19 protein-coding genes and 1 pseudogene are annotated in these 25799 nt (G+C 44.9%); 14 read left to right on the forward strand and 6 right to left on the reverse strand.

Annotated features, from left to right (window positions below; translation table 11 throughout):
* Positions 1–327: 327 nt before the first annotated feature.
* On the reverse strand, positions 328–1689 hold the full coding sequence (locus tag ACHZBG_RS04895) for an extracellular solute-binding protein (protein ID WP_320128330.1): 1362 nt from the start codon (positions 1687–1689) through the stop codon (positions 328–330).
* 265 nt (positions 1690–1954) lie between these two features.
* Here ACHZBG_RS04895 and ACHZBG_RS04900 point away from each other — a divergent pair, with 265 nt between their 5' ends.
* Together ACHZBG_RS04900 and ACHZBG_RS04905 are read left to right on the forward strand one after the other, a co-directional pair.
* Entirely contained in the window at positions 1955–3526 is a 1572-nt protein-coding gene (locus ACHZBG_RS04900) for a response regulator (RefSeq protein WP_320128331.1), read from the forward strand.
* Entirely contained in the window at positions 3523–5286 is a 1764-nt protein-coding gene (locus ACHZBG_RS04905; RefSeq protein ID WP_320128332.1) for a histidine kinase, read from the forward strand. Before ACHZBG_RS04900 ends, ACHZBG_RS04905 begins: the two co-directional genes overlap by 4 nt.
* On the opposite strand, the gene ACHZBG_RS04910 is transcribed toward ACHZBG_RS04905, so the two are convergent.
* Positions 5269–8214, reverse strand: coding sequence for a glycoside hydrolase family 2 TIM barrel-domain containing protein (locus tag ACHZBG_RS04910; RefSeq protein WP_320128333.1), 2946 nt, complete (start codon positions 8212–8214; stop codon positions 5269–5271). The two genes, ACHZBG_RS04905 and ACHZBG_RS04910, sit on opposite strands and share 18 nt — an antisense overlap.
* A gap of 142 nt (positions 8215–8356) precedes the next feature.
* On the opposite strand from ACHZBG_RS04910, the gene ACHZBG_RS04915 reads away from it, so the two are divergent.
* Both ACHZBG_RS04915 and ACHZBG_RS04920 read left to right on the forward strand, forming a co-directional pair.
* Positions 8357–8593 (forward strand): NifU family protein, encoded by a 237-nt coding sequence (locus ACHZBG_RS04915; RefSeq protein WP_320128334.1) that lies wholly within the window; start codon positions 8357–8359, stop codon positions 8591–8593.
* Positions 8594–8604: 11 nt separating this feature from the next.
* Positions 8605–11562 carry a glycoside hydrolase family 38 C-terminal domain-containing protein gene (locus ACHZBG_RS04920; RefSeq protein ID WP_320128335.1) on the forward strand — a complete coding sequence of 986 codons (2958 nt, stop codon included), beginning with the start codon at positions 8605–8607 and terminating at the stop codon, positions 11560–11562.
* Between the two features lie 135 nt (positions 11563–11697).
* On the opposite strand, the pseudogene tnpA reads toward ACHZBG_RS04920, so the two are convergent.
* The 4 genes and pseudogenes from tnpA to ACHZBG_RS04940 all read right to left on the reverse strand — a co-directional run bounded on the left by tnpA (position 11698) and on the right by ACHZBG_RS04940 (position 14398).
* Positions 11698–12101, reverse strand: a pseudogene (tnpA, locus tag ACHZBG_RS04925) (IS200/IS605 family transposase).
* Positions 12102–12124: 23 nt separating this feature from the next.
* Positions 12125–12844, reverse strand: a complete 720-nt coding sequence (locus ACHZBG_RS04930) for an SIMPL domain-containing protein (RefSeq protein WP_320128336.1) — start codon at positions 12842–12844, stop codon at positions 12125–12127.
* A 4-nt stretch (positions 12845–12848) separates the two neighbouring features.
* Positions 12849–13466 carry an NUDIX hydrolase gene (locus tag ACHZBG_RS04935; protein WP_320128337.1) on the reverse strand — a complete coding sequence of 206 codons (618 nt, stop codon included), beginning with the start codon at positions 13464–13466 and terminating at the stop codon, positions 12849–12851.
* 2 nt (positions 13467–13468) lie between these two features.
* Positions 13469–14398 (reverse strand): Mrp/NBP35 family ATP-binding protein, encoded by a 930-nt coding sequence (locus ACHZBG_RS04940; RefSeq protein ID WP_320128338.1) that lies wholly within the window; start codon positions 14396–14398, stop codon positions 13469–13471.
* A 331-nt stretch (positions 14399–14729) separates the two neighbouring features.
* On the opposite strand from ACHZBG_RS04940, the gene ACHZBG_RS04945 reads away from it, so the two are divergent.
* From ACHZBG_RS04945 to ACHZBG_RS04990, 10 genes are all read left to right on the forward strand, one after another.
* Entirely contained in the window at positions 14730–15002 is a 273-nt protein-coding gene (locus ACHZBG_RS04945; RefSeq protein WP_320128339.1) for an OadG family protein, read from the forward strand.
* 26 nt (positions 15003–15028) lie between these two features.
* On the forward strand, positions 15029–16852 hold the full coding sequence (locus tag ACHZBG_RS04950; RefSeq protein ID WP_320128340.1) for a biotin/lipoyl-containing protein: 1824 nt from the start codon (positions 15029–15031) through the stop codon (positions 16850–16852).
* A gap of 14 nt (positions 16853–16866) precedes the next feature.
* A complete protein-coding gene (locus tag ACHZBG_RS04955) occupies positions 16867–18060 on the forward strand; it encodes a sodium ion-translocating decarboxylase subunit beta (RefSeq protein ID WP_320128341.1) in 1194 nt (397 codons plus the stop codon).
* 123 nt (positions 18061–18183) lie between these two features.
* A complete protein-coding gene (locus ACHZBG_RS04960; protein WP_320128342.1) occupies positions 18184–19101 on the forward strand; it encodes an alpha/beta fold hydrolase in 918 nt (305 codons plus the stop codon).
* A gap of 5 nt (positions 19102–19106) precedes the next feature.
* Entirely contained in the window at positions 19107–19589 is a 483-nt protein-coding gene (locus ACHZBG_RS04965) for a dCMP deaminase family protein (protein WP_320128343.1), read from the forward strand.
* A 44-nt stretch (positions 19590–19633) separates the two neighbouring features.
* Positions 19634–20488, forward strand: a complete 855-nt coding sequence (locus tag ACHZBG_RS04970; RefSeq protein ID WP_320128344.1) for a PfkB family carbohydrate kinase — start codon at positions 19634–19636, stop codon at positions 20486–20488.
* A gap of 229 nt (positions 20489–20717) precedes the next feature.
* On the forward strand, positions 20718–21752 hold the full coding sequence (locus ACHZBG_RS04975) for a BMP family protein (RefSeq protein WP_320128345.1): 1035 nt from the start codon (positions 20718–20720) through the stop codon (positions 21750–21752).
* Positions 21753–21937: 185 nt separating this feature from the next.
* Entirely contained in the window at positions 21938–23362 is a 1425-nt protein-coding gene (locus ACHZBG_RS04980) for an ABC transporter ATP-binding protein (RefSeq protein ID WP_320128346.1), read from the forward strand.
* Positions 23346–24449, forward strand: a complete 1104-nt coding sequence (locus ACHZBG_RS04985) for an ABC transporter permease (RefSeq protein WP_320128347.1) — start codon at positions 23346–23348, stop codon at positions 24447–24449. Before ACHZBG_RS04980 ends, ACHZBG_RS04985 begins: the two co-directional genes overlap by 17 nt.
* Positions 24446–25390 (forward strand): ABC transporter permease, encoded by a 945-nt coding sequence (locus ACHZBG_RS04990; protein ID WP_320128348.1) that lies wholly within the window; start codon positions 24446–24448, stop codon positions 25388–25390. Before ACHZBG_RS04985 ends, ACHZBG_RS04990 begins: the two co-directional genes overlap by 4 nt.
* Positions 25391–25799: the final 409 nt, after the last annotated feature.

Genomic DNA, 25799 nt, shown 5'->3' on the forward strand with positions numbered 1-25799 from the left:
TGAAAATCCAGTTTGGCATCAAGCTTCACCCATCTACACTGCAACAGGGTGCAGTAGTTGCTCGATACCTAGCCGGTTATCTTGGATATCCGCCATTCAGGGAAGCCGTCCGTTTTTGCGACTCTCGGACGGCTTCCTTCGCACAGTCATTCGCAGGATTGCAATTGCCTTAAGCTAGAGCTCCTGCCTCCTGGTAGTACCGCACCTACGGTGAACTTTCACCATCGAGTCATTGTTCATGCTGGGCAAACAAGAAAATCCCTGGGAGAGGCCAGGGATTCTGAAGCATGCCCAGAATAGAAGGGCTTCTCTCTGGGCGTGCAACAATTATTTTGTGAGGTATTCGAAAGTACCGCTGTTTGGCTTCTGGGGATTGTAATCCTTAATGATCAGGCGTTTCACAGTACCGTTCTTGATATCGCGTTCTAGAGCATCATTGTATCTCTTGTTCAGGTCTGCAATGGTTGCATCTATTGTCTTGAAACCCATTACGCAGTTCCAGAGAGTAGTCCTGTAGTCATCTCCGGAAATATTGACCACCGGAGGTTGTGGATAGACAGATTCATAATCCAGAAGAGAGAAGTCAGCAAGACGACCAATCTTTGTCTTATCAATCAAGCCGTCCATGTAGGAAGTGATTGGCAAGCAATACCCGCTTTCAAGATAGCCTTTGAGGAACTCTTCTCCTTGGAAGAAGCTGATAACCTTCCATGCTGCATCCTTGACCTTTGAATTTGAGACAATGCCCCAACCCTTTGACGGAGTAATCTGCAATGCGCCAGTAACTTTACCCGTGAGTGTAGGAACTTCAGCCGTAGCCCATTCAAAATCTTTTACAGGAATCTGAGAAGTAAATACTCCTGCTTCCTGGGAAGCATTTGACCAGAGAGCAAACGATCCTACAGCAAATTGGGCTCTCATCATATCAACCTGCTGCTGGTCAGGATAAGCGATGCTCTCATCAATAAATCTCTTTCCCTGTTCGAGAATCGGTCGGTAACCAGAGAAATCAAATTTACCGTTTACGTAATCATAATAGAAAATACCAGAACATTGTGCCGTCATTTCAAGAAGTCTCTCGAATGGAGATGATGACGTAAATCCAATACCATAGTACTTCCCTTTTCCGTTTACCGTGATGGCCTTTGCCATGTCAATGTAATCAGAAAGCGTTCTTGGTATTTCTGTATAACCAGCGGCTTTCAATAGATCTTTGTTGTAAATGACCCGAACGCCAGAACGCATTCCGGATGGAATCCAGTAGGTATTGCCTTTGGAAACGTTGAGACCTTCATACTTGTGCGAGGCCGGTTCGTTGACTTTTATGTACTCAGGGCTCTTTGCGATATAGGAATCAAGTGGATTGAGAATCCCAGTGTCTGCAAAAAGGTTCAGAGGCAATGAGTTCGCACCTACTACGTCCGGAGCGTCACCGCTCTGGAATGAGAGCTGGAGCATATTTTTGTAGTTCTCTGTTACAACTGTCAGCTCAATTTTGATGTTGTCGGTATTATTTGCATTATACTCATCAACTTTCTTCTGGACATAGTCAAGATCATGTCTATCCTCTGTCCATACCTTGACAACAGTAACTTCTCCTGCTGAGACTGATTTCTCAGTTGAGCCATTAGCAAAGAGCATCGCTGGCAACAGACATACCATCAGCATGATAACAATAGATTTTTTCATGTTCTCCTCCTTATAAAAGCCATGAAAGCCATTTCTAGTTTTATATTCCCCCAGTTTTAAAGATCTCGATAGTACACTTTCTATTCCAAATGTATCAATTTCCATTATATGGCAAATTGAAATTTATTCTTGACGGGAATACATATTGCCAACAGACTGGTCCTACCATGTGATAAATTTTGATAAGGTCTAGTTGTCACTCATTTTTTAGTTATGTTTGAAGGCTACTCAGATGAGAAGGGTAAACTCCGATAGGAGGGTTTTGATGATGAACAATTGTTTTTCCTGTATTTTGGCAGATGATGAACCGACAATTCTTTTAAGTCTCGCGAATTCTCCAATTTGGGAAGAACAGGGAATAAAAATAATTGCAAAAGAAGACAATGGGCAGGGGGCGTTTGAAAGTATCCAGAATCTCAAGCCTGATTTTGCCATCTTGGATATTCGGATGCCAGGATTGTCAGGACTTGATGTACTGAAAAAGTGCGCTGAAACTGGTTCCAGGACACAGATAATTATCATTTCTGGGTTTGATGATTTCTCATATGCCAAGGATGCGCTTAAGTATGGAGCAAAAGCATATATTCTGAAGCCTATAGATTACACGGAACTCTCAGATGAACTTAGGATCCTTGGCATGAGACTGAACAACGAACGTAATGCAATTGACCAAGTCAAGCATCCAGCCACCACATTCTTCAAAGATCTGATTGAGGGGAGAGTCATTGATTCTTCTCTGATTGTGAAACTTCTACCCTCCTTGAATGAAGCCCTTACCGACACTTCCTGCTATGTTATGTTTATCAGTTTTTCTTCTACGCTGTCCAATGAGGCCTATGAAAAGACTCTACCGCTTCTTGAAACTTGTCTGGAAAAAATCCGGCACAAGATATGGTTTCGGGATGCAAAATCACTGGTAGGAATTTTTAATTTCGGTACGGAAACGTCATACGAGGTAGCCTCTGCCTTTCTGGAATTACTGACTGACAATGATTATCCCGACACTGTTATTGGTATAGGAGATGTGGTCCCTGGCCTTTATCAATGCCCTTATTCGTATAACAAGGCCCTCTCGGCAGTAACTTACCGGCTTTACAGCAACGATAAGCACATATTCACTTCCCTCGACATCTGTACCATACCGCCACCAGACAGGAATCCCTTGCAGAATGTGGATATGGTAAGTTTCATTTTGACTGGAAACCTTGATAAGATTGAAAAAGGAGTGAAACAATTTATGGAGACACTACTCTATGTACCGATGCCCAGTCCAAATTATGTATACTCCCTGTGCTATTCTTTTGCTGAGAATGTATCGTCATCTTTACGTCCTGTACTTCCCGAAGGTGCAGTAAAATCGATTTACAAGGAAATTCCTCTCTATGTTTCTTTGGACGGGCTTATCGGTTGCCTGAGTAGTTATTTTGCAGACATCGAACACTACATCGAGAGTCTGTACGGTATGGAAAAGGCATCTTTGATTCTCGAGGAGACCAATGGAATTTTTGAGGATGATGATGAACTAATCCGTAAAGCCAAACTCTACATCAGGGAAAACATACAGAATAAAATCTACATTTCGGATATTGCCTGTAACGCTAATCTCTCCGAGTCATATTTTGCCATCTATTTCAAGAATAAGACCGGGCAGACGCTCCGTGATTACCTATTGAAGGAAAAAATGGAATGGGCTGGAAAGATTCTGTTGGAAAAAAATATAAATATTGAGGATATTGCTTCCCGTTTGGGGTACAGCGACTACCATGCATTTTCCAGGGCCTTCAAAAAAATTTATGGAAAGACACCCTCCACATTCCGATTGAAGGCAGTCAGATGAAACACTTTCGAAGTATTGATCAGACACTGGGCTTCATGTTTGTTTTCATTGCTGTCTTCCTGGCAGTGATGCTGCTGGTATTTACACTCGTCAGCTATACTTACCAGATGCAGAAGACTTCTCATGAGGAAGCAAGGAATCTGAACAGAAAAAGCGAAAGCATCATGAGTATAAATCTCGATATGCTCTACAGTTCATTTATTTTTGATTTCGGTACCGAAGAGTTCTCAGCTGAACTGTGGAATATGGTCCATGATGATGCATCCTATGGACAAACTCGCTATGCTTTCCAGAATGAATTGAATTCATTTTCCCAGCACAATTCTTTTCTGATCTCCGCGGTGGTTTATGATCCCGCGAAGAAAATTTGCTATTCCCTTTACAAAGAAAGGGTTCTCCCTGATGCCGAAGAGATTCTTTCAGATGAGGACTTACAGTCTATCAAGGGTATTACATGGTTACCGTCCCGTGTCACTCCGTTTGTTTCTCAAGATCCTGTAATTTATTTAGTTTTTCCCATAAAGTCTGGAAGAATAGCCAGTTTTTCAGAAATTCCCAATGCCGCGGATGCATATATAATTGCTTTCATCAACGATGCACTTCTAGAAGATTTTTTGACTCTAACTGATTTTCAAGGCAATGCCCATACCTTGTTCCTTTTTACAGAAAACGGACGTATGATTAAAGGAATTGGAAAGGATAGGAATGATGAACGGATCATCAATAAAATAAAATCCGTACTGACGTATCCTGTTTATGAAGATTTTACATCAATAATTACTATAGGAACAATTCAGAACAAGATGATCCATGTAGTTGTCTATACAGACAAGGAAGAGGTTTTTGCTTCCCTGCTTTCTGCTATGGCTGTGATTTATATGGGCATACTGCTTTTCATAGCCATCTTGATGCTGGGAGCCCGTCGATTTTTACGGAAAAATATCAGTCGACCACTCAAGGAGGTCATGTATGGTGTCGAAAGGATTAAGGACGGGGATTATGAATATCGGCTCAAGATCTATGAAAATGATGAAATTGGAGAATTAGCCGAAAGAATCAACCAAATGAGCATCCGAATTACCGAACAGATGGGGTCCATTCGAGAAAAAGAAGAACAGCAGTATAAAACTGAGCTCAAATTACTGTCCGAACAACTCAATCCTCATTTTATTTATAACACCTTGGAGTATATAAGGCAGAGTATCCTGTCCCATTCAGACAAAGGTGCTGATATGATGATCTGGCATCTGTCGAGATATCTGAGAGCTACATTGGCTCAGGGACGTGATCTTGTTCCAATCAGCAGTGAAATAAAGCATATCAGTTCATATGTGAAAATCATGGAGAGCCGTTTTGCGAGCCCTATCAATCTTATTATTGATGGAAAACTGGGTATGGAGAACTGCCTTGTGCTGAAGACAATGCTTCAACCTATTGTAGAAAATGCAATCAAACACGGCTTTAACATTGATTCCAATGGATTGGTTGTCTACAACCCAACAATTGAAATTCGTTTTTTTCGCGAAGACAACAAGATTATCCTAGAGATAAGTGACAGCGGTAGGGGATTTAATGTTGAAAAAGTAAACGCCATCATGCGAAGCAAAACAGAGGTAGGCAAGCATATCGGTCTTGCCCACACATACAGTCGGATTCAGAATTTTTATGGCATGGGAAATGCGGACATTGAACTTTCCTCCATACCCTACTATCGCAATGTATTTAAGATCATTGTACCGTATTCAGGCCAAGATGAGTGAGAAACTGAAAATTATTTCACTCTCATTTATAGCGTACCGGTCATTGAGTTTCGGACCACAAGAGGCTGATCCTACGCCGCTCATCCTGTAATCTATATGAAGCAAGAGAGAATTGCTCGAAATCAGTTCCCAGTTGTGTTTTTTTTCTGCCAGCTCTGAGTCTGTATAATATGAGGCATTGAAGCTGAACGGAGTATCAGATTCAAATCTGAGCCCTTTTACTTCAATCCAACGAGTACCGTAATGGCTTCCATTTTCTTGTGGCCTGACATAGTCCTCAAAGAGGTCTTTCACTGGAGATGTAAATACATCTAGATGTGAGGCCTGATGTTTGTCCTCGTAGCTTTCGTACGGTCCATAACCATAATATCTCAAGATGTTTTTCTTGTCCTTTTTCAAATTGAATAGCAGTCCAAAACGCGGGAGGTCCGGAAAGGCGGTATCTTTGATAGCTTTGCAAATACAGTCAAGGCTCCCGTCAGAGTGAATCGTGTATGCCGCCTCACATTTCAAGACAGGTTGTTTGGAAACCGGTCCTAGGACAAATGAAAAATGGAGTGTCACGCTGTATTCCTTACGTTCTGCCTGCGCGGCAAAGGTTCGGACCTTCAATGAATCAAAACCAGCTTCATACCATGATGATTTTATATTGGCATCGTTATCAGTCGGAGCTCTGAAAACTGAATACTCACTGATATCAGCTAAAAGTTCTTGGCCATCCCTGACAAGAGCTGACAATGCAGCTTTCTTTTTGTTGAAGCAATACGAGAAGCCCTTTCCCGAAATGGTGAAGCTTTCTTCATCTTCCTGAAGCTCAACAGGTGTTTCAGGGGATATCCGTACTGTTTGTTTCTTTTTGAGAAAAAGAGGAAACTGGTCAAAACCAGCTTGGGAATCTTTTTTTACAAAAGAAGATCCATGTTTTCTGTAATAAACGATAGTCAGATAGGAATCGTCCTCTGTCAAAGGAAACTCTTTTACAGTTTTTGATTTTTTCCCATACAGAAGACAAGGAAATTCAAATTCTCCTTTTTCAATCAGTTTTCCTTCTTTTTTTATTTCATATTTCGCATAGAGATAGTCTGATGCATTCGAAAAAAAGAACATCTGGTTTGAGAACGAAAGACAGGCAGCCGTTTCTGTATACTTCATAACGGCTCGAACAGGTCGGAGGCAGTTTTTATATTCCAGTAGTCCGACATGTGGCCGTCTGTCAGGGTAGGTAAGCCCATCCATGCAGAAATTCCCGTCATGAGGTTTTTCTCCGGCATCTCCCCCGTAATGATAGATGGGTCCATGAACCTTATCCTCTCCTTCATACGTGGCATGGTCACACCACTCCCAGGCACACCCTCCCATTGAGCAGGAGTTGGAATAGATGGCATCAATGTATTCTTCGATATCACCTGGGCCATTTCCCATTGCATGGATGTATTCACAGAGGAATACCGGCTTGAGACCTTGATAGTTTTTGATGAATGAGGGAGAAGCATACATATAGCTGTCTACATCAAGTTCAGATGTGTCTATGAGAAAACCATCGGAGACAGCGCGTTGGGCTCCTTCATATTGAATTGGGCGTGTTGCATCAAGCGTATGGACCAGAGCTGCAGCATTTTCCATATTCTTCCCCCAACCACTTTCGTTGCCAAGGGACCACATCACTATCGCGCATTTGTTCCGATGTTCCATAACATTCAGAAGGTTACGGTCCACTATCGCTTTCTCAAAGGCTGGGTCTGAGGCTAAAAGTCCAAATGCATCTTTTACCACGACATCTTGCAAACGAGTCACTCCATGACACTCAAGATCAGCTTCCGCCACAAGATAAAAGCCGGCTTCAGCGCATAAATCGTAAAACCAAGGAGTTGAAGGATAATGGCTTGTCCTAATGGCATTGAAATTGGCATCCTTCATAAGCTTCAGGTCTTGTTTTACGTCCTCCCGAGTGACAACCGGTCCTGTCTTGGGATTACTGTCATGGCGGTTTGTGCCAAGAAGCTTGACAGGTTTTCCATTAACAAGAAAGCTTGTTCCTTCTACTTTTATTGAGATGAAACCGACATGCTCTGTAATACATTCTTCGCCAGCAGAGATCTGCAATGTGTAGAGATAAGGGTCCTCTGCTGACCATGGTCGGACGTTCTCGACACAAAAACTGACCCTGTGCGTTACAATTGCCCTGCGAATAAATTTCTTTTTGTCATAAAGCGCTATTTCTATTGGAATCTGTCCAGCAGCGCTAGTCGTTGTAAAAGAAAAGAGTCCCTTACCGTTTTCATACTCAGATGTGATGACATAATCTCCAATATGTTTTTCTGGACGGGTGACGAACAATACATCCCTGAAAATTCCTGAGGTACGGAATTTGTCCTGATCTTCAAGATAGGTCCCGTCTGTCCATTTCAGGACGAGGACAGCAAGGCGGTTACCTCCAGTTTTGACATGTTCTGTAATATTGAATTCACTGATATTGTGTGATACTTGGCTATAGCCGATTTCCTTGCCGTTAAGATACAGGAAAAAACCTGAGTCAACGCCTTCAAATACAATAAAGTATGACTTGCCTGCTTCTTTTTCCAGGTCGAAATCCTTTATGTATGTGCCACATGGATTATCTGCAGGTACATAAGGAGGATCAAAGGGTATGGGATATTGAATATTCGTATACTGTTTTTGGTCGTAACCAAGCATCTGCCATACAGAAGGAACGGAAATCATCTCAAATTGTGATTTATCAAATTCGGGGTAAATAAAAGTTCCATTCGCTTCTTCTACTGAAGGATAGTATTTGAAGGCCCAGTCATCTCCAGAAAGAAGAATTGTTTGATTTTTTCCATTTTTTATATAGGGGGTGAAAAGACAGTGAGGTGCTTCTGTATTGACGTGGATGATTTCAGTGTTTTCATAATGTCGTGGAATTTTCATAACTGGAAGGTAACACAGATATTTTCTTCTTTCATTAAAATTTTCCGATAATTGAAGAATGATACCGCAATCATGGAAAAAGCCCCATACACAGAAAAATATACCCTGTTAAAAAATTAAAAATGCCACTTACAATTGGGATATGAAAGAATACATCGAAAATGTGATAGCACCTCGAATCAAGGGCGATGGAGGATGGGTTGAATTCGTTTCTTACGAAAAAGGAAATCTGTTGTTGATTTTCCGAGGTGAATGTTCCAAATGCATTGTACTGGATCGTTGCTGCACTTGGATTGAGCAGGAAGTGAAACGTGATCTGGGCAAAGATATGAAAGTAATTGGCAGAAGGGTCAGACCTTTCTTCTGGGATGTAAATTGAAGGAGTAGGAAATGGCCTTTGTTGAGGTGATAAGACGAAGTTTAAGATCAGAGGAATGGACCGACTTGCGGTTCGGTTACCTGAAACGTGGCATCATAAAAGACTGTCAGGAGATTACAGGGCTACGGATTAAGGATCGCATCCAGACAGGCGATAATTCCTATAAGGACATCTCTGATTGGAGAGATTTGGCAAAAGACGACATCATATTTACTCCAGACGGCAATATTATCATCACTGGGCAGGGTATGATAAGTGAAAAATTCAAAGGTCATGAAGTGTATCTGCATCTGCATACAGCTGCAGAAATGATAGTGAAGGTCAACGGTAGTTTTGCCGGTGGAATGGATCCCAACAGGAATCGTCTTCTGTTGAATCCTTTTGTAGGGACCGATGGTCTGGTGAATTTTGAAATAGAGGGCTATAACCGCAGCAAGCCTGATGATGAACGAAACCCAGATACAATGAATGATCGTGGCTGTCGGCAGATTTTCCAGGGACTCTATTTTGTAATCATCAACAAGGATGTCCTTGACCTGTATTATGATCTGATAGCTCTCATTGATATTGCCAAGAGTCCGCATTTTGATGAAGATTACCGCTCATATCTCAATAAAGAATTGGAGACAGCACTCAATTTAGTGGATTTAACCACCTATGAAGGAGCAGATAAGTCACGAAAATACTTGGATGAAAAAGTTTTTTCCAATAGGGATTTCAAATCAAGCGGTAATGTGGCCCTGGTAGGACACAGTCATCTTGATATTGCCTATTACTGGCGTCGCATTCACACTGTCCAGAAGAATGCAAGGACAATTCTGATTCAGATGAGGCTCATGGACCGTTATCCTGATTTCAAATATTGCCATACCCAACCGTTCTTATATGAAACGCTTGAGAAGAATTATCCTGAACTCTTTTCTGAACTTAAAAAGAAAGTCAAATCCGGCCAGTTTGAACCTGTCGGTGCAATGTATGTTGAACCCGATTGCAATATTCCAGCCGCTGAATCCTTAGTCCGGCAGTGTCTCTATGGCCAGCATTTTTACCGAAGGGCTTTTGGTATTACTGTTGATTCAGCGTGGTTGCCTGATGTTTTTGGAAATAGTTGGATACTCCCCCAGATTCTGGAAAAATCAGGCGTGGATTACTTTGTCTCAAACAAGATGTCTACCTGGAATGATACCAATCGTTTTCCTCACAATAATTTTGTTTGGAAAGGCATTGACGGGTCAAAAATCTATGCCTGTGTACCTCCTACGCATTTTATTACCTGGAACATGCCTAGTCAGGTAAAAGAGAATTGGGACGCCTATATTGACAAGGAATACGGTGGACAGACTCTTTCAATGTTTGGGTATGGAGATGGAGGAAGTGGTGCCACTGAAGAAATGATTGAGTTGATGCATCGTTTTGACCGTTTGTCCATCATGCCGCATACGGAGCATATGAGAGCTGATGAATTTCTGCATAGGAATCTCAAGGACAATGGAGCCCTTGAGGTTTGGGATGGTGAACTCTATCTTGAAATGCACCGCGGTACATTTACTACAAAGAGCCTTCTAAAGCGTTATAATAGAATGCTTGAATTCAGATTACGGGATGTGGAATTGCTTTTTCTCTGTCGTATGAATGAGGGCCTCCGGTATCCCGCTGAAGAACTGCGCGCTTTATATAAGCAACTGCTGCTCAATCAGTTTCATGATATTATTCCAGGAAGCCATATCAATCCTGTATATGAAGATGCCATAACTGATTATAGGGCTATGGAAGACAGTCTTGATAGGCTTGTCGGAATCGGTTCTGGATATCTTTTCAATACATTGAACCATTACAGGCGTGAACCAGTATTCATTGAAGATACGAATGGCAAGTTTGCGAGAAAAGGTAGGAGGGGGGCATATAGGCTGGTAGAGTCGGAGGGCCTTTCTTCTATTCCACTTCCCTCGCCGGAACCGGAAGATTCTTCTACCTGGTTTAGCTGTAAAGGATCAACTGTTCAAACTGGATATTATCGTCTGGTTTTTAATTCCGATGGGTCTATCTCTTCGCTGAAAGACAGAAATACTGGTAGGGAATATGTGAATGGTTGCATCAATAGATTGCACCTGTATCAGGATATGCCCGGAATGTATGATTCATGGGATATTCTGCCCAACTACAAGGATATTGAGTATGAACTGGTTGTGATGGAGCCCTTTCATTTCGTGCAGGCGGACAGCCAGTGTGCTCTTTTCTCCGTGACTTTGAATACCCCTGAATGCAAAAGCTCTTGGACGATGCTCATCAAGGTGTTCAAGGATTCGCCACTTATTGAGATCGAGAATCTTGTAGATTGGAATGAAAAGCACCGATTGGCTAAGACGACTTTCAATATCAATGCTTTATCAAGAGAGTTGGTGTGTGATACAAGTGCAGGTTACATCAAACGGGAAACACACCGAAATACCTCATGGCAGAAGGCCCGTTTTGAATGTTGTTGCCATAAGTGGTGTGATTTTTCTGAAGCAGGAGGAGGAATAGCCGTCATCAACGAAGGTAAATATGGTGTGGGCATTGAGGAAAATGGATTCTCCCTCAGCCTCCTACGAAGCAATATCCGACCAGACATCATATCCGATATTGGAAAGCACAATATCATTTATGCAATTTATCCTCATAATGGCTCTTTTTTGGATGCTGGTGTGAACCGTCTTGCGTTTGACTACAACGTACCTTTCCTTCCGACTGGTGCACCTTATTCCTTGCCTTGGCGTTTCCCTGGGTTGTATCTACAGTCGGCAAAATTGTCTGAGGATGAAAAAAGTATTGTCTTCCGTCTTTCTGAACAAGACGGTGGCCGTGGTTCATTTGCCTTGGGTGGAGTATACAAGACAATGAATATGCTTGAAGATGTTACAGGGGAATGTACTGAACTGGAATATAAACCGTTTGAGATCATTACGATTGCAAAAGAAATAGGATTGTGAAAAAGTAAGTCTGATTTTAGATGGTGAAGAGGGGCTGTTTCAAAAGTCATGACAGAGATCTGGCATTGGGGCAGCCTCCTTGCTTGAGGTTGCAAGCTGGGAACCCTCTCTCCAGCGTTTCAAGCCTCTCCCGTATTACTTGCTGCCGTAAAAAGAGTCCTTATACTCCTTTACGCTTTGCTTGCGTTGTATGATGGGATGCTGCTCCTGCCCGCGTATGTACTTGGATGGTCGCTTCAGATAGTACCCTTCCGCCCAAAAGTGCCGGTTGCCAAACTTGTATTTCAAATTTGCAGGCTTGCCGAACATCATCAGTGCACTCTTTCATCAAGCTCGATACACTCATCTTGGGAGAGAGGCTCATCAGCATAGGCACATGATCGCTCATCAGGTGCCCTTGCATCCTCACAGCGAGCGCAGGACAGGTCCCACACTCTGCCTGTATGATTGTAGAGTATCCCTCTCCTATATTTTGGTAAGGACACGATAGGATATTTGAACCTCCATTTCGTGTGGGCAAAAGAATTTTCTTTACCCATAACATAGGGGAAGTTCTCTCCTATCAATACATCTCAAAAACCATCGAAATGGAAGCAGAAACTGTCAAGGAACCAGTCGGGACCTCAGTACCCATGGCAAGGGATTCAGAAGCCAGCATTGTTTTTGCCCGTACAGAATACCCGTTCGAGGCAAAGGAAGATTCACTGATGGAAACAGGTTTTCCAACCTTCATGAAAGAACTCGTGGCATACATCTCTGCCTTTGCAAAGGCATCATCAACAGCCTTCTTCCTTGCTTCCTGAATGGACGACGTCTTGTCTTCCTTGTCAAACCTGACAGAGTCAAGCTGGATTGAGGAAACTTGTCCCAATTGGTCTATGACGGTACCGATGCTTGCAAGATTACGCAAGGTCACGGAAAGACTCTGGCTTGCAAGTTGCCCTGACAGAACCTGTTTCTGATCGATCCAATCGTAGTTGGGTCTCAACGTCAATCCTGTAGTCGTGATATCCTTGTCGGCAACCCCGTTCTTTCTCAACACAGCAAGCAACTCAGCCATCTTTGCATTTGCTAAAGCCTGGGCTTCGCCTGTAGTGGGCGCCTGTTCCTGAACCTGGATGGAGAATGAAGCAATATCAGGTTGCAGCACAACTTCGGAGGTACCAGTTACCTCTATGGTACGAACCACAGAATTCTGCTGTCGGGAACTGAGGCAAGAAGAAAATAGCAACAGCGTTGCAAGCGCTAGGGCAAGAAAGGAAACTTGACGAATTTTTTTCACAAAATCACTCCTTTGTCGTATAAAGAAACGGTCTTTTCTTGGCTTCCCTCAAAAAGAATCCCAAGGCAATCATCATGATACCATTATCATAAAGCCCCGTACCCATGGAAGCAATAACTTCATCAACAGACACGGAAAGGACATCCAACTGTTCATTGGGGTCAAGGCTTTGATCCGCGACCAAGGACAAGCCTTCTGCAAGATAGAAATGAGTCCGATTATTCATGAATGCAGAATTGGGGCTGACATTGCCAAGAGCAGTAAGAGGATCGGATACAAGTCCGGTCTCCTCTTTCAACTCCCTCAAGCCTGCAACCTGGGGATCCTCCCCGTGTTCAATCACTCCTGCGGGAAATTCTCTCGTCACGGAAGAAGAACCATGGCGAAACTGCTGGACCATTACAAACATCGGTTTCCCGTTTTCAGCCCGGTACCAAGGAATGACAGTGACCCAGTCTGGGCTATCCACTTCGACAAAACGGGAAGTCCGGCCATCGGAGGAAGTCCTTACGATGGAACAGACATCGAAAATGGGTCCTTTATAAACCCTTTCCCTCTCCCCGCTCTTCCAAACCAGATGCTCGAGATCGCTACTTTCCCCTACATTGAAGGGATCTCTCATGATCACTCCCCCTTTCTTGAAGAACAGTTGCTACTACAGGAAGCACAAGCAGAAGGCGCACACGTTCCTGTTCCTGCAAAATCGGTGGATCGGGAGGTGGAACAAGCAGTTCCTGCATTGATGATCTCGGCAATCTGCTTGATAGCCATAGAACAGGCACTTCCCGGTTTTGCCTGCAGATAACTCAGACCGGCATCCTCAGCTTCCCTGAATGGAACCTCTATGGGAATTCTTCCCAAAAAAGGTACTTTCATGTCTTCTGCCATTTTCTTTCCACCCCCGATGCCGAAAAGAGGAATTTCCTCATTGCAATGGGGACAGATCAGACCACTCATATTTTCCACGATTCCAAGTATTGCAACCTGGAGCTTTCTGGAGAAATTCACCGAACGACGGGCATCGAGGATTGCTACTTCCTGAGGCGTCGTAACAATGATGGTACCGGTAAGTTCAGGAATGCTCTGACAAACAGTCAACTGCTCGTCGCCTGTTCCAGGAGGGGAATCGATAAGCAAATAGTCCAGTGTTCCCCAGTCGGCCTGGGCCAAGAACTGACGGATTGCCGCCATCTTCATGGGTCCTCTCCAAACAATCGGGGCATCACGGTCGGGAATGGCAAAAGCCAGGCTCATTACCTTGAGCCCCGGTCGTGCCTCGACAGGGAAAAAATTCTTGCCATCGTCCTCGGTCTGCAAAATTCCATCTTCACATCCAAGCATCTTGGCAACATTGGGGCCATGCAAGTCGGTATCCAGAATACCTACCGTACAGCCTCTGTCCACCAAGGCATTTGCCAAATTTATGGTAACAGTGGTCTTTCCTACTCCACCCTTACCGCTCATGACGAGAATTTTTCGTCCAATTTTATCCATGTGGGTCCTGATTGCCTTATCTTCGGCAATTCTCTCTGCAAAATCCATTCCCTCTGCCATATTGGAATTCACTCCTTGCAAAACTCATTTTCAAGGGAAAACATACGATAAAGAGGACAAACAGACAAGTGTCCCGCTTCCGAGGGGCCCTTTCTTTTTTCTGAAGGCACAGACGCTTCTTTCTTCAGTTCCTCAGGGTTTCTTTCCTTTTTAAAATTGGAATTGCTGTATTGACAACACTTTGCAACAACAGAAATAAAGTTGCATTATATTAAATTACCATTTATTCTGGCTTTACTTGAAAGACTGTGACTATATCTTGTATACTATTTCACGGTGAATTCGTCGTAGGCTTTATGCCTCGACCACTATTATACAATCAGGAGTTCGTATGATATTCTTAACGCAGCTACCTAAAGAACAGCTCATTGCCCAGTTGCACAATGGAATTACCCTTATGCTACTCGGAATGGGAACAGTATTCGTGTTTCTTACGCTGCTTGTCTTTTTGACAAAAGGCTTAAGCGCATTTGTCAAAAAGTTTGCCCCTCAGAAACCCGTTTCCCTCGTAAAGGCACCAGTACAAAACGTCACCGTAGCCTCTGGCTCGGAAGCAGAAATTGCAGCGGCAATCGTTGCTGCACTTGTAAAATCCAAACAATAAGATACTAACCGGAGGTTATCCTAAAAATGAAAAAACAAGTTAAATTCATGTGCACCGCATTCCGCGACGGATTCCAGTCTGTCTATGGTGCTCGTGTGTTCACCAAAGATTTCATGCCTGCCGTCGCGGCAGCCCGCGAAGCTGGCATTACCCATTTTGAAGCTGGTGGTGGTGCCCGCTTCCAGTCTTTGTATTTCTACACAAACGAAGATGCCTTTGCAATGATGGATGAATTCCGTCAAGTCGCTGGCCCCGATGCTGATTTGCAGACCCTCTCCAGGGGTGTCAACGTAGTTGGTCTCGATTCCCAACCAAGGGACATCATCGACCTTCACGCCAAACTCTTCAAGAAACACGGTATTTCCACTATCAGGAACTTCGATGCCTTGAACGACGTCAATAACCTTATCGATAGCGGCCGAGCCATCAACGAAGCAGGGCTCAGACATGAAGTCACCGTTACGATGATGAGCCTTCCCCCCAATACCACGGGAGCTCATGATCCTGACTTTTACGAAGGCGTTCTCAAACAAATCCTTGAAGCCGGAATCAAATTTGAATCAGTTTGTTTCAAGGATGCCTCGGGAACTTCGACTCCTGCCTATGTCTTTGAAACCATCAAGCGTGCCCGCAAGTTGCTTGGCAAGGACATGAACATTGTATTCCATACCCACGACACCGCTGGTGTAAGCATCCAACAGTACATGAATGCCCTTGATGCCGGTGCAAACCAGATTGACCTCTCCATGGCTCCTGCCTCCGGTGGCACTTGCCAGCCCGACATCGTCACCATGTGGCATGCCCTGAGAGGAACCGATTATGATCTGGGAATCGACATCATGAAGATTCGCAAGGCTGAGGAAGTCTTCAAGGATTGCATGAAGGACTATATCATTCCTCCTGAAGCCATGACGGTCAATCCTGAAATTCCGTTCTTCCCACTTCCCGGTGGAGCCCTTACGGCAAACACCCAGATGCTCAGGGATAACAAGCTGATGGATAAGTATCCTGCCATTGTAGAAGCAATGGGGGAAACGGTAGCCAAGGGTGGTTTCGGAACTTCAGTAACTCCTGTTTCCCAGTTCTATTTCCAACAGGCCTTCAACAATGTCATGTTCGGACCTTGGAAAAAAATTGCAGAAGGTTACGGAAAGATGGTTCTCGGTTATTTCGGCAAGACCCCGGTCGCGCCTGATGCAGAGGTAGTCAAGGCTGCCAGTGAGCAACTCAAGCTTCAGCCAACCACTGAGAAAGTCGTTGATATCAACGATGCCGACCCTACCAAGGGCATCAAGGTTGCAAAAGCTTTGCTTGAAGCTGAAAAACTTCCGCTTACCGATGAAAATATCTTCATCGCAGCCTCCTGTAAGGAAAAAGGCATTCTGTATCTGACAGGAAAAGCCAAGCCCAATGGGATTCGCAAAATCGATCGCGAAGCAGAAGCTGCCAAGGCCAGCGGAGAATATACCGTTACCGTCAATGGCAAGGCTTATGGTGTCAAGCTCGGAAAGAGCAACGCAATGGTCAATGGCGTGGATTATCCAATGAGCATTGCAAACGGAATCGACAGTGCTGCAATCGCCGCGACTTCTGCAACAACTACCGAAACTGCATCAGCTTCCCTTCCTACCGGTGAAGGAGTAACAATCAAGGCTCCGATGCCTGGATTGATCCTCCGCATTGAGGCAAAAGTCGGTCAAAAAGTTGCCAAAAACCAATGCATGCTCGTTATGGAAGCCATGAAAATGGAAAATGAGATTTATGCTCCCTGTGATGGCACCGTAACAAAAATCTGTGTGACCCAAGGCCAACAGATGCAAAACGATGACGATCTTATCGTAATCGCCTAAAGGAGAATGCTGAGATGATTGGTTCCGCATTAAATAACCTCTGGCAGTCCACAGGACTGTTCGGATTTCTAGGGCTGGCAGACGGCTTTGGAATCGGGAGTCTAGTAATGATCCTGATTGGCTTTCTGCTTCTCTACCTTGCCATCAAAAAGGGATTCGAACCCCTTTTGCTGGTACCTATCGGGTTCGGCTGTATCATGTCCAACATTCCCATGGCCTATATCGCTGGCATAGATCCTTCTACGGGTAGCGCAGGGTTCATCAAATTGTTGTTTGACATGGGTATCAGTTCCGGACTGTTCCCGATCTTGATTTTCATGGGCGTTGGTGCCATGACTGACTTTGGACCGCTTATTGCCAATCCAAAGACTTTGTTGCTCGGAGCCGCTGCCCAGTTTGGTATCTTCGTTGCCTTGCTTGGTGCCCTTGCCTTGAGTTTCATCCCCGGGATTAACTTCTCACTGCATGATGCTGCCGCAATTGGTATCATCGGAGGTGCTGATGGACCTACGGCAATTTACGTAACCAGCAGATTGGCACCGGATTTACTCGGCCCCATCGCCGTAGCTGCCTACAGTTACATGGCCTTGGTTCCCATTATCCAGCCCCCAATCATGCGCCTCTTGACTACCGAACACGAACGGAAAATCAAGATGCAACAGCTCAGACCGGTAAGCAAGCTCGAGAAGATGCTCTTTCCGTTGATTGTATTGACAACGTGTGCGATTCTACTCCCCTCTGCCACCCCGCTCATCGGTTCTCTGATGTTCGGTAACCTGGCCAAGGAATGTGGCGTTGTAAACAGGCTCTCCGATACCATGCAGAATGCCTTGATGAATATCGTAACGATTTTCCTTGGCTTGGCTGTAGGTTCGAAGATGGAAGCTTCACACTTTCTCAACCTCAACACCCTCGGTATCCTGCTTCTTGGAATGATTGCCTTCAGTATCGGAACAGGTACAGGAGTCTTGATTGCCAAGTTGATGAACAAGCTCGATCCGAAGCATCCCGTCAACCCCCTTATCGGAAGCGCAGGCGTATCGGCAGTTCCGATGGCTGCCCGAGTCTCCAACAAGGTCGGACAGGAATCGGATTCCCAGAACTTCTTGCTCATGCACGCCATGGGCCCGAACGTAGCTGGAGTCCTTGGTTCTGCGGTTGCCGCAGGTGTCTTGCTGGCAGTTGTTCCCTTCATGGAAATGCTGTAGAAAGTATGCTTTCAATCCAGAAAGTTTGCAAAGGTCCGTCATTTGACGGGCCTTTGCTCATTCTCCCCGTTTTCCCTGCATTTTGGACTACCAATGAAACCAACTCTCAAGTATAGTAAAGCTATGTGGTTAATCATTATTTTTAGCATTCTCGTCCTGGATATCCTTTGGAATACGTTCCTTTGGGGTTATAAGGACAGGAATATCACTGATATCGAAAGTGATGATGCTGCCTGCTTTTGCGAAGAGGCAAAAAGCATCACCCTGAAAGGAAACAATACAAAAGCCATCATTCTGGTCCATGGCTATCCGTCCTCTCCTAGAATGTATGAATATAGTGCAAAACGCTTTTTTGAAGCGGGCTATGACGTATATGTACCACTTCTGCCAGGATTTGGCACCGATGTCAAGGAATTTGAAAAAACCAACTTCACCCAATGGTTCAACTATCTCTGTCGGTATTATGAAAAGATACGAGCCGATTACCCTACTGTTTTTGTCCTTGGCACCAGTATGGGAGGCTTGATGACCCTCAAGCTCGGAGAGCTCTATTGCAACACCCCCAAGGCTCCCAACGCCTTGGTCTCCATTGCTGCTCCAGTTGTCTACAATAGTATTCGTGATCATATCATCACGGATTGGCGATTTTCCTTCATGCGTACGATAGCCCTCTTCAAACCTACCTTTGCGGCCAAGACCGTCAAGGGAAACCCGAAAAGTGAGGATGGCAATGAACTATGGACAGGATACTCAGGTCTATTCATCAAACAAGGCATAAGTCTCGTACATGCCATGCCTCCGGTGCGAAAGGACCTTGGTAAAATTACCTGTCCCCTTTTCGCCATTCAGGATGTCGGAGACAAGACAGTGCCCTTCGGCAATTTGAAAATCATCCAGAAAGAAAACAAAAGCACTGATTTCAAGACCCTCGAAACAAAAATGGGAAATTTCAACCATACACATCATGCTTTGCTCTTGTATCGGTCAATACAAGGCGAATTGACCGATACCATCCTCGATTTCCTCAAAGACAAGGAGTAAAACCAATGCCAAAACGAGAAGATTACATCAGTTGGGACGAATATTTCATGGGAGTTGCCGTACTCTCATCAATGCGCAGCAAAGATCCAAACACTCAAGTTGGAGCCTGTATCGTCAATAGCGAAAAAAAAATTGTCGGTGTCGGCTACAACGGGCTTCCCCTTGGCTGTGATGATGATCAGGCTCCTTGGGAACGGGAAGGAGAATGGCTCGACACCAAGTACCCCTACGTCTGTCATGCCGAACTCAATGCCATACTCAATAGCATTAGTAACAACCTCAAAGGTTGCACCTTGTATGTAGGGCTGTTCCCCTGTAATGAATGTGCAAAAGCGATAATACAGTCCGGAATCAAGGAAGTCATATACCTTTCCGATAAGTATGCCGATACTGACAATACCAAGGCTTCCAAATGGATGTTTGATCGTACAGGGGTCACCTATCGAAAACTTGTCTACAAACATCCGTCCATTACGCTGAGTTTTTGATCATGATCCTGACAGTCTGCCTAAATCCTACATTCCAAAATACCATGCTTTTCAATTCCTTTTCCCTAGGAGAAGTAAATCGTTGTGCAACCCATTTCCTCGACGCCTCCGGCAAAGGAATGAACACTGCCAGGATTTTATCCCAACTGGGAGAAGAGGCAGCCTTGCTTACTCATCTGGGGGGCGCCAGAAAAGATGAAATGCTCGCATTATGCAGAAAAGATCAGGTACAGATGCTCTATGCAGACAGCAAGAGTGAAATCAGGACTTGTACGACCCTCATTTTTGACCAGATCTGCACGGAACTGGTCGAGGAGCCCCAAAAGGTGGCCCCTTCAACCGAACAAGAAATACGAAAGCTCTATACAAAAGCCCTCAAGACTGCCTCTGCCGTAATAATTTGCGGCACCCGTGCCCCAGGGTATAGCGAAAACATCTATAGTGACTTTACCTTTGAAGCAAAGCAACAAGGAAAATTCGTACTCCTGGATGTAAAGGGCCACGATTTGCTTTCAGCCCTTCCCTTCAGACCAGATGTCATCAAGCCAAACCTCTCCGAATTCGTGCAAACCTTTTTTGACCGGACGATTGGTGAACAGGAAGCTACCGAAGATATCAAGGAGCAAGTCCTGAAAAAAATGGAAAGCCTCCATTCTCTTTATGGATGTTCAATTGTCCTTTCCAGGGGACAGCAAGATACTTGGGTTTATGATGGTTCGTTATACACCTGTCCCGTAGAAAAGGGACACGTGGTCAACACCATTGGCTGTGGCGATACGCTCAGTGCCACCCTTACCTCAGAATTGGTAAAACGACACAACCTACAACAGGCAATTGCCCTTGCAAGTCATTATGCAACAAAAAACGCTGAAAACATTCATCCCGGGTCCATCATATAATTGGATTTTTATGCGTAGAGAGATATTTCCTGAAAATAAAGTATATCTTGCAACAAAATTATTACCAAAGTATCAAATTGCATTTCACCTTATAAAACGAAGTACAATACTCCCAAACTTTTTTATCAACTCAAATTACGATAGGCTTTGACAGGCCCCTGTCAATCCCTCTATACTGGGAAAACCTAATTCCCACCTAGTGGGTTGCCATTCATGAGGAGAGAGTTTTATGAAGAGACTACTGACAATTGTTTTATGCCTTGCCATGGTTAGTTCAGCAGCTTTTGCAAATGGAAGCAAAGAAACCGCCCCTGTTGCTGATTCTAAATCAAATGTCGTGAAGATTGCTTTGATCATTGAAAACACCATTGATGACAAAGGCTGGGGTCAAGCGATGCATGACGGTATACTCGAAGCTCAAGCTGCCATGCCCGGACGTATCGAATACAGCTACAGTGAGAAAATGAAACCTGTCGATGCAGGTTCTGCTGCCCGCCAGTATGTAGCCCAAGGATACGACATCATCATTGGACATGGTGCCCAATACAAGAATTTGATGCTTGAAATGGCTGAAGAGTATCCCAATGTTACCTTTGCCTTCGGGACAAGTTCTGAAGTCGGTCCTGCAAATGTGTTCACCTATATGCCCGAAAGTGAAGAAACCGGATATCTTTCTGGCTTGATCGCAGGACTTACCACCAAAAAGAATACCATTGGTATTGTCGGTCCTGTCGATGGTGGTGATGCCGCCCGTTACAACCGTGGTTTTGTTCTCGGTGTACAGGCTGTCAATCCTACTGCCAAGATCATGGTAGCCCATACCGGTTCTTTCGGGGATTTCGTAAAAGCCGGTGAAGTAGCCCAGTCCCAGATCAAAGCCGGGGCAGACGTACTTACAGGTTCCTCCCAACAAGCTCTCGGAGCCCTTCGCGCCGTAGCGGATTACAAAGACCAGCCAATCTATTGGGTCGGTCAGGACCTTGCTCAGCTCAAGATTGCCGAAGGCTACAAGTGCATAGCTGCTTCTTCCTATAACTATGCCTCCGTCATCAAAGGTTTCATAGAGAAACGTGATGCTGGTATCAAGGGTGGGGAATGCATTCCCATGAACTTCAAGAACGGTGGATTCATATTCCAGTTCAACGATGCATTCAAGACCCTGTACACAGGAGCCATCGAAACCAAGGTCAACGAAGCTCTTGCAACCTTCAAGGCAAAAGCAGGAACCATCGATTGGAGCTCTGTCGATTACTCCAAGCTTTAATCTCGTAGTACAAAGAGTCATGGGGGAAATTTGCCCATGACTCTTTTTTGAATGTATCCGGAGGATTCCCATATGGATGTAAATGCAAACAAGATCACGAACCTTCGAGTAGAACATATTACCAAACGCTTTCCCGGGTTCTTGCCAGTGATGACATCTCTCTTTCGATTGGAGAAGGGGAAATAATGGCCCTCGTAGGAGAAAACGGAGCAGGAAAAACCACCTTGATGAACATTCTGATGGGTCTTTACCAAAGCGATGAAGGACGTATCCTCATCAATGGTAAGGAGGTCAAGTTCCGCTCTCCCAATGACGCATTTGCCGCAGGGCTGGGTATGGTGCACCAACAGTATATGTTGGTACCCAATATGACAATTCTCGAAAATATCGCACTGGGATTCAAGAAGGCCTGGACTCCTTTCAAGCTGGACTTGCAAATGGTACGAGAGCGCATTCTGGAAATCTCGCAAAAATATGGACTGGTCGTAGACCCTGATGCCTACATCTGGCAACTCTCCGTAGGAGAGCAACAAAGGGTGGAACTGGTCAAAACCCTTTGTCTCGGTGCTCGTTTTCTTATCCTTGACGAACCGACAAGTGCCTTGACCCCACAGGAAACCGATGAACTCATTGTCCTCCTTAAAAGGATGTCCAGTGAGCTTTCCATCATCTTTATCAGCCATAAGCTACAGGAAGTGAAGGATCTTTCCGACAAGATCGTGATCCTTCGCCATGGTTCTGTTGTCTTTGAAGGTAAAACCAATGAGCATTCCCCCAGTGACATTGCTGCCTTGATGACCGGCCATGAGGTGGAATTGCCCCAGAACGACGAACCTCCCTGCACCGGGGAGCCTGTATTGGAGATCAAGGATCTCGAAGTAAAAAGCGATCGTGGATTTCTGGCTCTCAAGAAACTGAATCTTTCCATTCGGGCAGGGGAAATAGTAGGTTTGGCAGGGGTTTCGGGAAACGGCCAACGTGAATTGGCGGAAGCCATCAACGGGCTGAGGAAAGTTGAGGATGGACAGATACTCTTCTTCGGGAAAAATCTTGCAAACAAGTCCCCCAGTCACATTATAGAATCAGGAATGGGGTATATTCCGGAAGAGCGAAATACTGAAGGTATTGTTCCTTCCTTCTCCATGAAGGAAAACCTTATCCTCAAGGATACTTCCCATTCCCAATTCTCGAAACACTCATTTCTCAATCAAAAAGAGATTGAAAGGAATGCATCTGACCTACGGGTCAAGTTCGATATAAGGAGTCCCAACACTTCGGTTGCGGCAGGCTCCCTCTCCGGCGGAAACATCCAAAAGGTAATCCTAGCCCGTGAGTTATCAAGAAAACCAAAATTTCTGATTGCCGTATATCCGATCCGTGGCCTCGATTTGGGGGCAGCGGAATTCATTCATAAGCAACTTCTGGAAAAACGTCGCGAAGGTATCGGAATATTGCTTGTCAGCGAGGAACTGGATGAAATTCTGGACCTCTCTGACCGTGTAGCCGTTATATTCAAGGGACAGATACAGAAAGTACTGGATAGAAAGGATGCAAACCGAAGAAGTCTCGGCATCCTGATGGCAGGAGTGAACGATGACCAAGCAATTTAGGATTATCTACAAAAGTGCCATCATCATTCTGGCTATTGCATCAGCAATGATGATCGGAGCAATCATTCTCTGGACAATTGGGGCAGATGTACTGAAAACCTATGCCGTCATTCTTTTTGAACCACTTAAAAGTACCTTATCCATAAGTGAGGTCTTGCTCAGGGCTATTCCCTTGACACTCATTGCCCTGGGTATCTCCGTCGCCTATCGTAGTGGTATCATCAATATCGGCGCAGAAGGCCAGATGGCAATGGGAATACTCGGCACGACAGCAGTGGCCCTTTTGTTTCCAGACCTTCCCAAACCTGTATTGATGCCCATGGCAATCCTTGCAGGAGCCCTTTGCGGAGCCTTCTGGGGCTTTATCCCTGGAGTACTCAAGGCAAAGCTACAGGTAAGTGAATTACTATCCACCGTTATGCTCAACTATATAGCGGCCCAGTTCTATACCTTTTTCCTCCGTGGACCGATGCTCGACCCTGCTGAAATTACGATGGGAAGCGGAACTCCCCAATCCATGCGTTTAACAAAAAATATCTGGCTCACTCGTTTCTTACCAGGAACCAGATTGCATACAGGTCTCTTCCTTGCCCTTGCCTTGGCACTCATCATTTACTTGGTCCTTTGGAAAACCTCCTTTGGGTTCAAGATGCGTGCAGCCGGAGCAAGTGCCCGCGCTGCCAAGTACGGTGGTATCAATGTATCCTGGTATCTGGTAATTGCCATGGCCATCAGTGGAGCATTTGCCGGTATCGCAGGATTCGTTGAGGTTGCAGGTGTACACAGAAGGGCAATAGAGGGGATTACCGGCGGATACGGTTTCAGCGGTATCGTAGTAGCCCTTTTCGGGGGCCTCCACCCCGCAGGGATCATCCCTGCTTCCTTCTTCTTCGGACTCTTGATCGTAGGCTCGGAAATGACCCAACGAATGGTCGGGGTTCCCGCCAACATGGTCAATGTACTGCAGGGTATCATCATTCTGGTAATCGTCTCCACCCAAATGGTGCTTGCCGATCCGTATCTGATGGAAAAAGTCTGGCGTAAATTCCAGAAACTTACCTACCACACCAAGGAGGTGGAAGCATGAACTTTGTAGAAAATATCCTTTCGCTAGGCGTCCCCTTCTCCGTTGCCCTCTTGATTGCTTCCCTTGGGGAGATGTTCAACCAACGGGCAGGTATCTTCAACCTCGGATGCGAGGGCATCATGGCCATGGGAGCTTTCTTGGGCATGTTGGTTCCTTTTACAGTCGGACAAGGTGGGACAACTCCCCAGATATATAATTTCCTGGGCCTTGCCCTTGCCATGGGAGTCGGAGCCTTATTTGGATTGCTCTTCGGATTGGTCGTAATAATCTTTAGGGCACCTCAAGGCATAGCAGGTATCGGACTACAGATGTTCGGGGTAGGAACAGCAGGTACCCTCTTCCGTCATTTCGTCGGAGGTTCCCAAAGTATCCCTGGCATCAATGATCTCCCTATCCCTGGACTCTCGAAGATCCCCTTTTTTGGACAGATTCTTTTCTCCCACAACCTATTGGTATACTTGACCTTTGCCTTCGTCCCGGTTTCTTGGTACATCCTTTTCAAGACCCCTTGGGGGCTGAAAGTCAGGGCAGTAGGTACCAATCCTCGGGCAGCGGATTCAATAGGTATCGAAGTAAACAAGATACGGTTCCAGGCCTTGATGGTCGGCGGAGCCTTGGCAGGCCTTGCCGGAGCTTATCTGAGTCTCTGTCAGGTCAAGATGTTCAGTGACGAGATTATCGCGGGACGTGGCTTCATTGCCGTTGCCTTGGTATATTTCGGCCATTGGAATCCGGTAAAGATCATGGGAGGAGCCTTGCTGTTTAGTTTTGCCCAAGCCTTTCAGTTGGCAATCCAAGGACAGGGAATCAATTTCCCGTACGAATTTGCCGTTATGCTTCCCTATGTAATGGTAATCATCGTCTTGGCCTTCAGTAGGGAAAGTCAGTTGTTGGGGCCTACGGCTCTGGGGAAGCCTTTCAATAGAGAAAAGAGAACCTGACGCCTTCGGGCAGCCAGATATTGACCGATTTCTCATGTGTTGGGAAGGGGGCTGCGTTGCAGTCCCCTTCCTTTTATTACATCAGGAATGATCTTGCTTTCCAAGAAACTATACAGAAGACCTATCCCATGGGAGAACGGATGTATCATCCTCTCAATTCATCAAGAAAATTGTTGATCAGTACATTAATATTATATAAGATAGTACTTGATGAACAAAAAAATGCCTTGCTGGCATCTTTTATAGGAGGGGATCCCGCCGTTTTTACGGACAGATTCACTCCGATTTTTTTGCTTTCCAGACTTTTACCGTTGAACAACAATTACAAGTAATGATTGTTTCGGTCTAACATAACTAGACGAACTAATTATATTTTATAAATTAGTCTACTTTGAGTTGACAATATTTA

This window comes from uncultured Sphaerochaeta sp. (genome assembly GCF_963676625.2).
In the GTDB taxonomy this organism is placed as follows: Bacteria; Spirochaetota; Spirochaetia; order Sphaerochaetales; family Sphaerochaetaceae; genus Sphaerochaeta.

Coding starts and splice junctions, on each gene's coding strand:
- ACHZBG_RS04895 (WP_320128330.1), bottom strand. CDS start 1,689: ATGAAAAAATCTATTGTTATCATGCTGATGGTATGTCTGTTGCCAGCG.
- ACHZBG_RS04900 (WP_320128331.1), top strand. CDS start 1,955: ATGATGAACAATTGTTTTTCCTGTATTTTGGCAGATGATGAACCGACA.
- ACHZBG_RS04905 (WP_320128332.1), top strand. CDS start 3,523: ATGAAACACTTTCGAAGTATTGATCAGACACTGGGCTTCATGTTTGTT.
- ACHZBG_RS04910 (WP_320128333.1), bottom strand. CDS start 8,214: ATGAAAATTCCACGACATTATGAAAACACTGAAATCATCCACGTCAAT.
- ACHZBG_RS04915 (WP_320128334.1), top strand. CDS start 8,357: ATGAAAGAATACATCGAAAATGTGATAGCACCTCGAATCAAGGGCGAT.
- ACHZBG_RS04920 (WP_320128335.1), top strand. CDS start 8,605: ATGGCCTTTGTTGAGGTGATAAGACGAAGTTTAAGATCAGAGGAATGG.
- ACHZBG_RS04935 (WP_320128337.1), bottom strand. CDS start 13,466: ATGAGAGATCCCTTCAATGTAGGGGAAAGTAGCGATCTCGAGCATCTG.
- ACHZBG_RS04940 (WP_320128338.1), bottom strand. CDS start 14,398: ATGGCAGAGGGAATGGATTTTGCAGAGAGAATTGCCGAAGATAAGGCA.
- ACHZBG_RS04945 (WP_320128339.1), top strand. CDS start 14,730: ATGATATTCTTAACGCAGCTACCTAAAGAACAGCTCATTGCCCAGTTG.
- ACHZBG_RS04950 (WP_320128340.1), top strand. CDS start 15,029: ATGAAAAAACAAGTTAAATTCATGTGCACCGCATTCCGCGACGGATTC.
- ACHZBG_RS04955 (WP_320128341.1), top strand. CDS start 16,867: ATGATTGGTTCCGCATTAAATAACCTCTGGCAGTCCACAGGACTGTTC.
- ACHZBG_RS04960 (WP_320128342.1), top strand. CDS start 18,184: ATGTGGTTAATCATTATTTTTAGCATTCTCGTCCTGGATATCCTTTGG.
- ACHZBG_RS04965 (WP_320128343.1), top strand. CDS start 19,107: ATGCCAAAACGAGAAGATTACATCAGTTGGGACGAATATTTCATGGGA.
- ACHZBG_RS04970 (WP_320128344.1), top strand. CDS start 19,634: ATGCTTTTCAATTCCTTTTCCCTAGGAGAAGTAAATCGTTGTGCAACC.
- ACHZBG_RS04975 (WP_320128345.1), top strand. CDS start 20,718: ATGAAGAGACTACTGACAATTGTTTTATGCCTTGCCATGGTTAGTTCA.
- ACHZBG_RS04980 (WP_320128346.1), top strand. CDS start 21,938: ATGGCCCTCGTAGGAGAAAACGGAGCAGGAAAAACCACCTTGATGAAC.
- ACHZBG_RS04985 (WP_320128347.1), top strand. CDS start 23,346: ATGACCAAGCAATTTAGGATTATCTACAAAAGTGCCATCATCATTCTG.
- ACHZBG_RS04990 (WP_320128348.1), top strand. CDS start 24,446: ATGAACTTTGTAGAAAATATCCTTTCGCTAGGCGTCCCCTTCTCCGTT.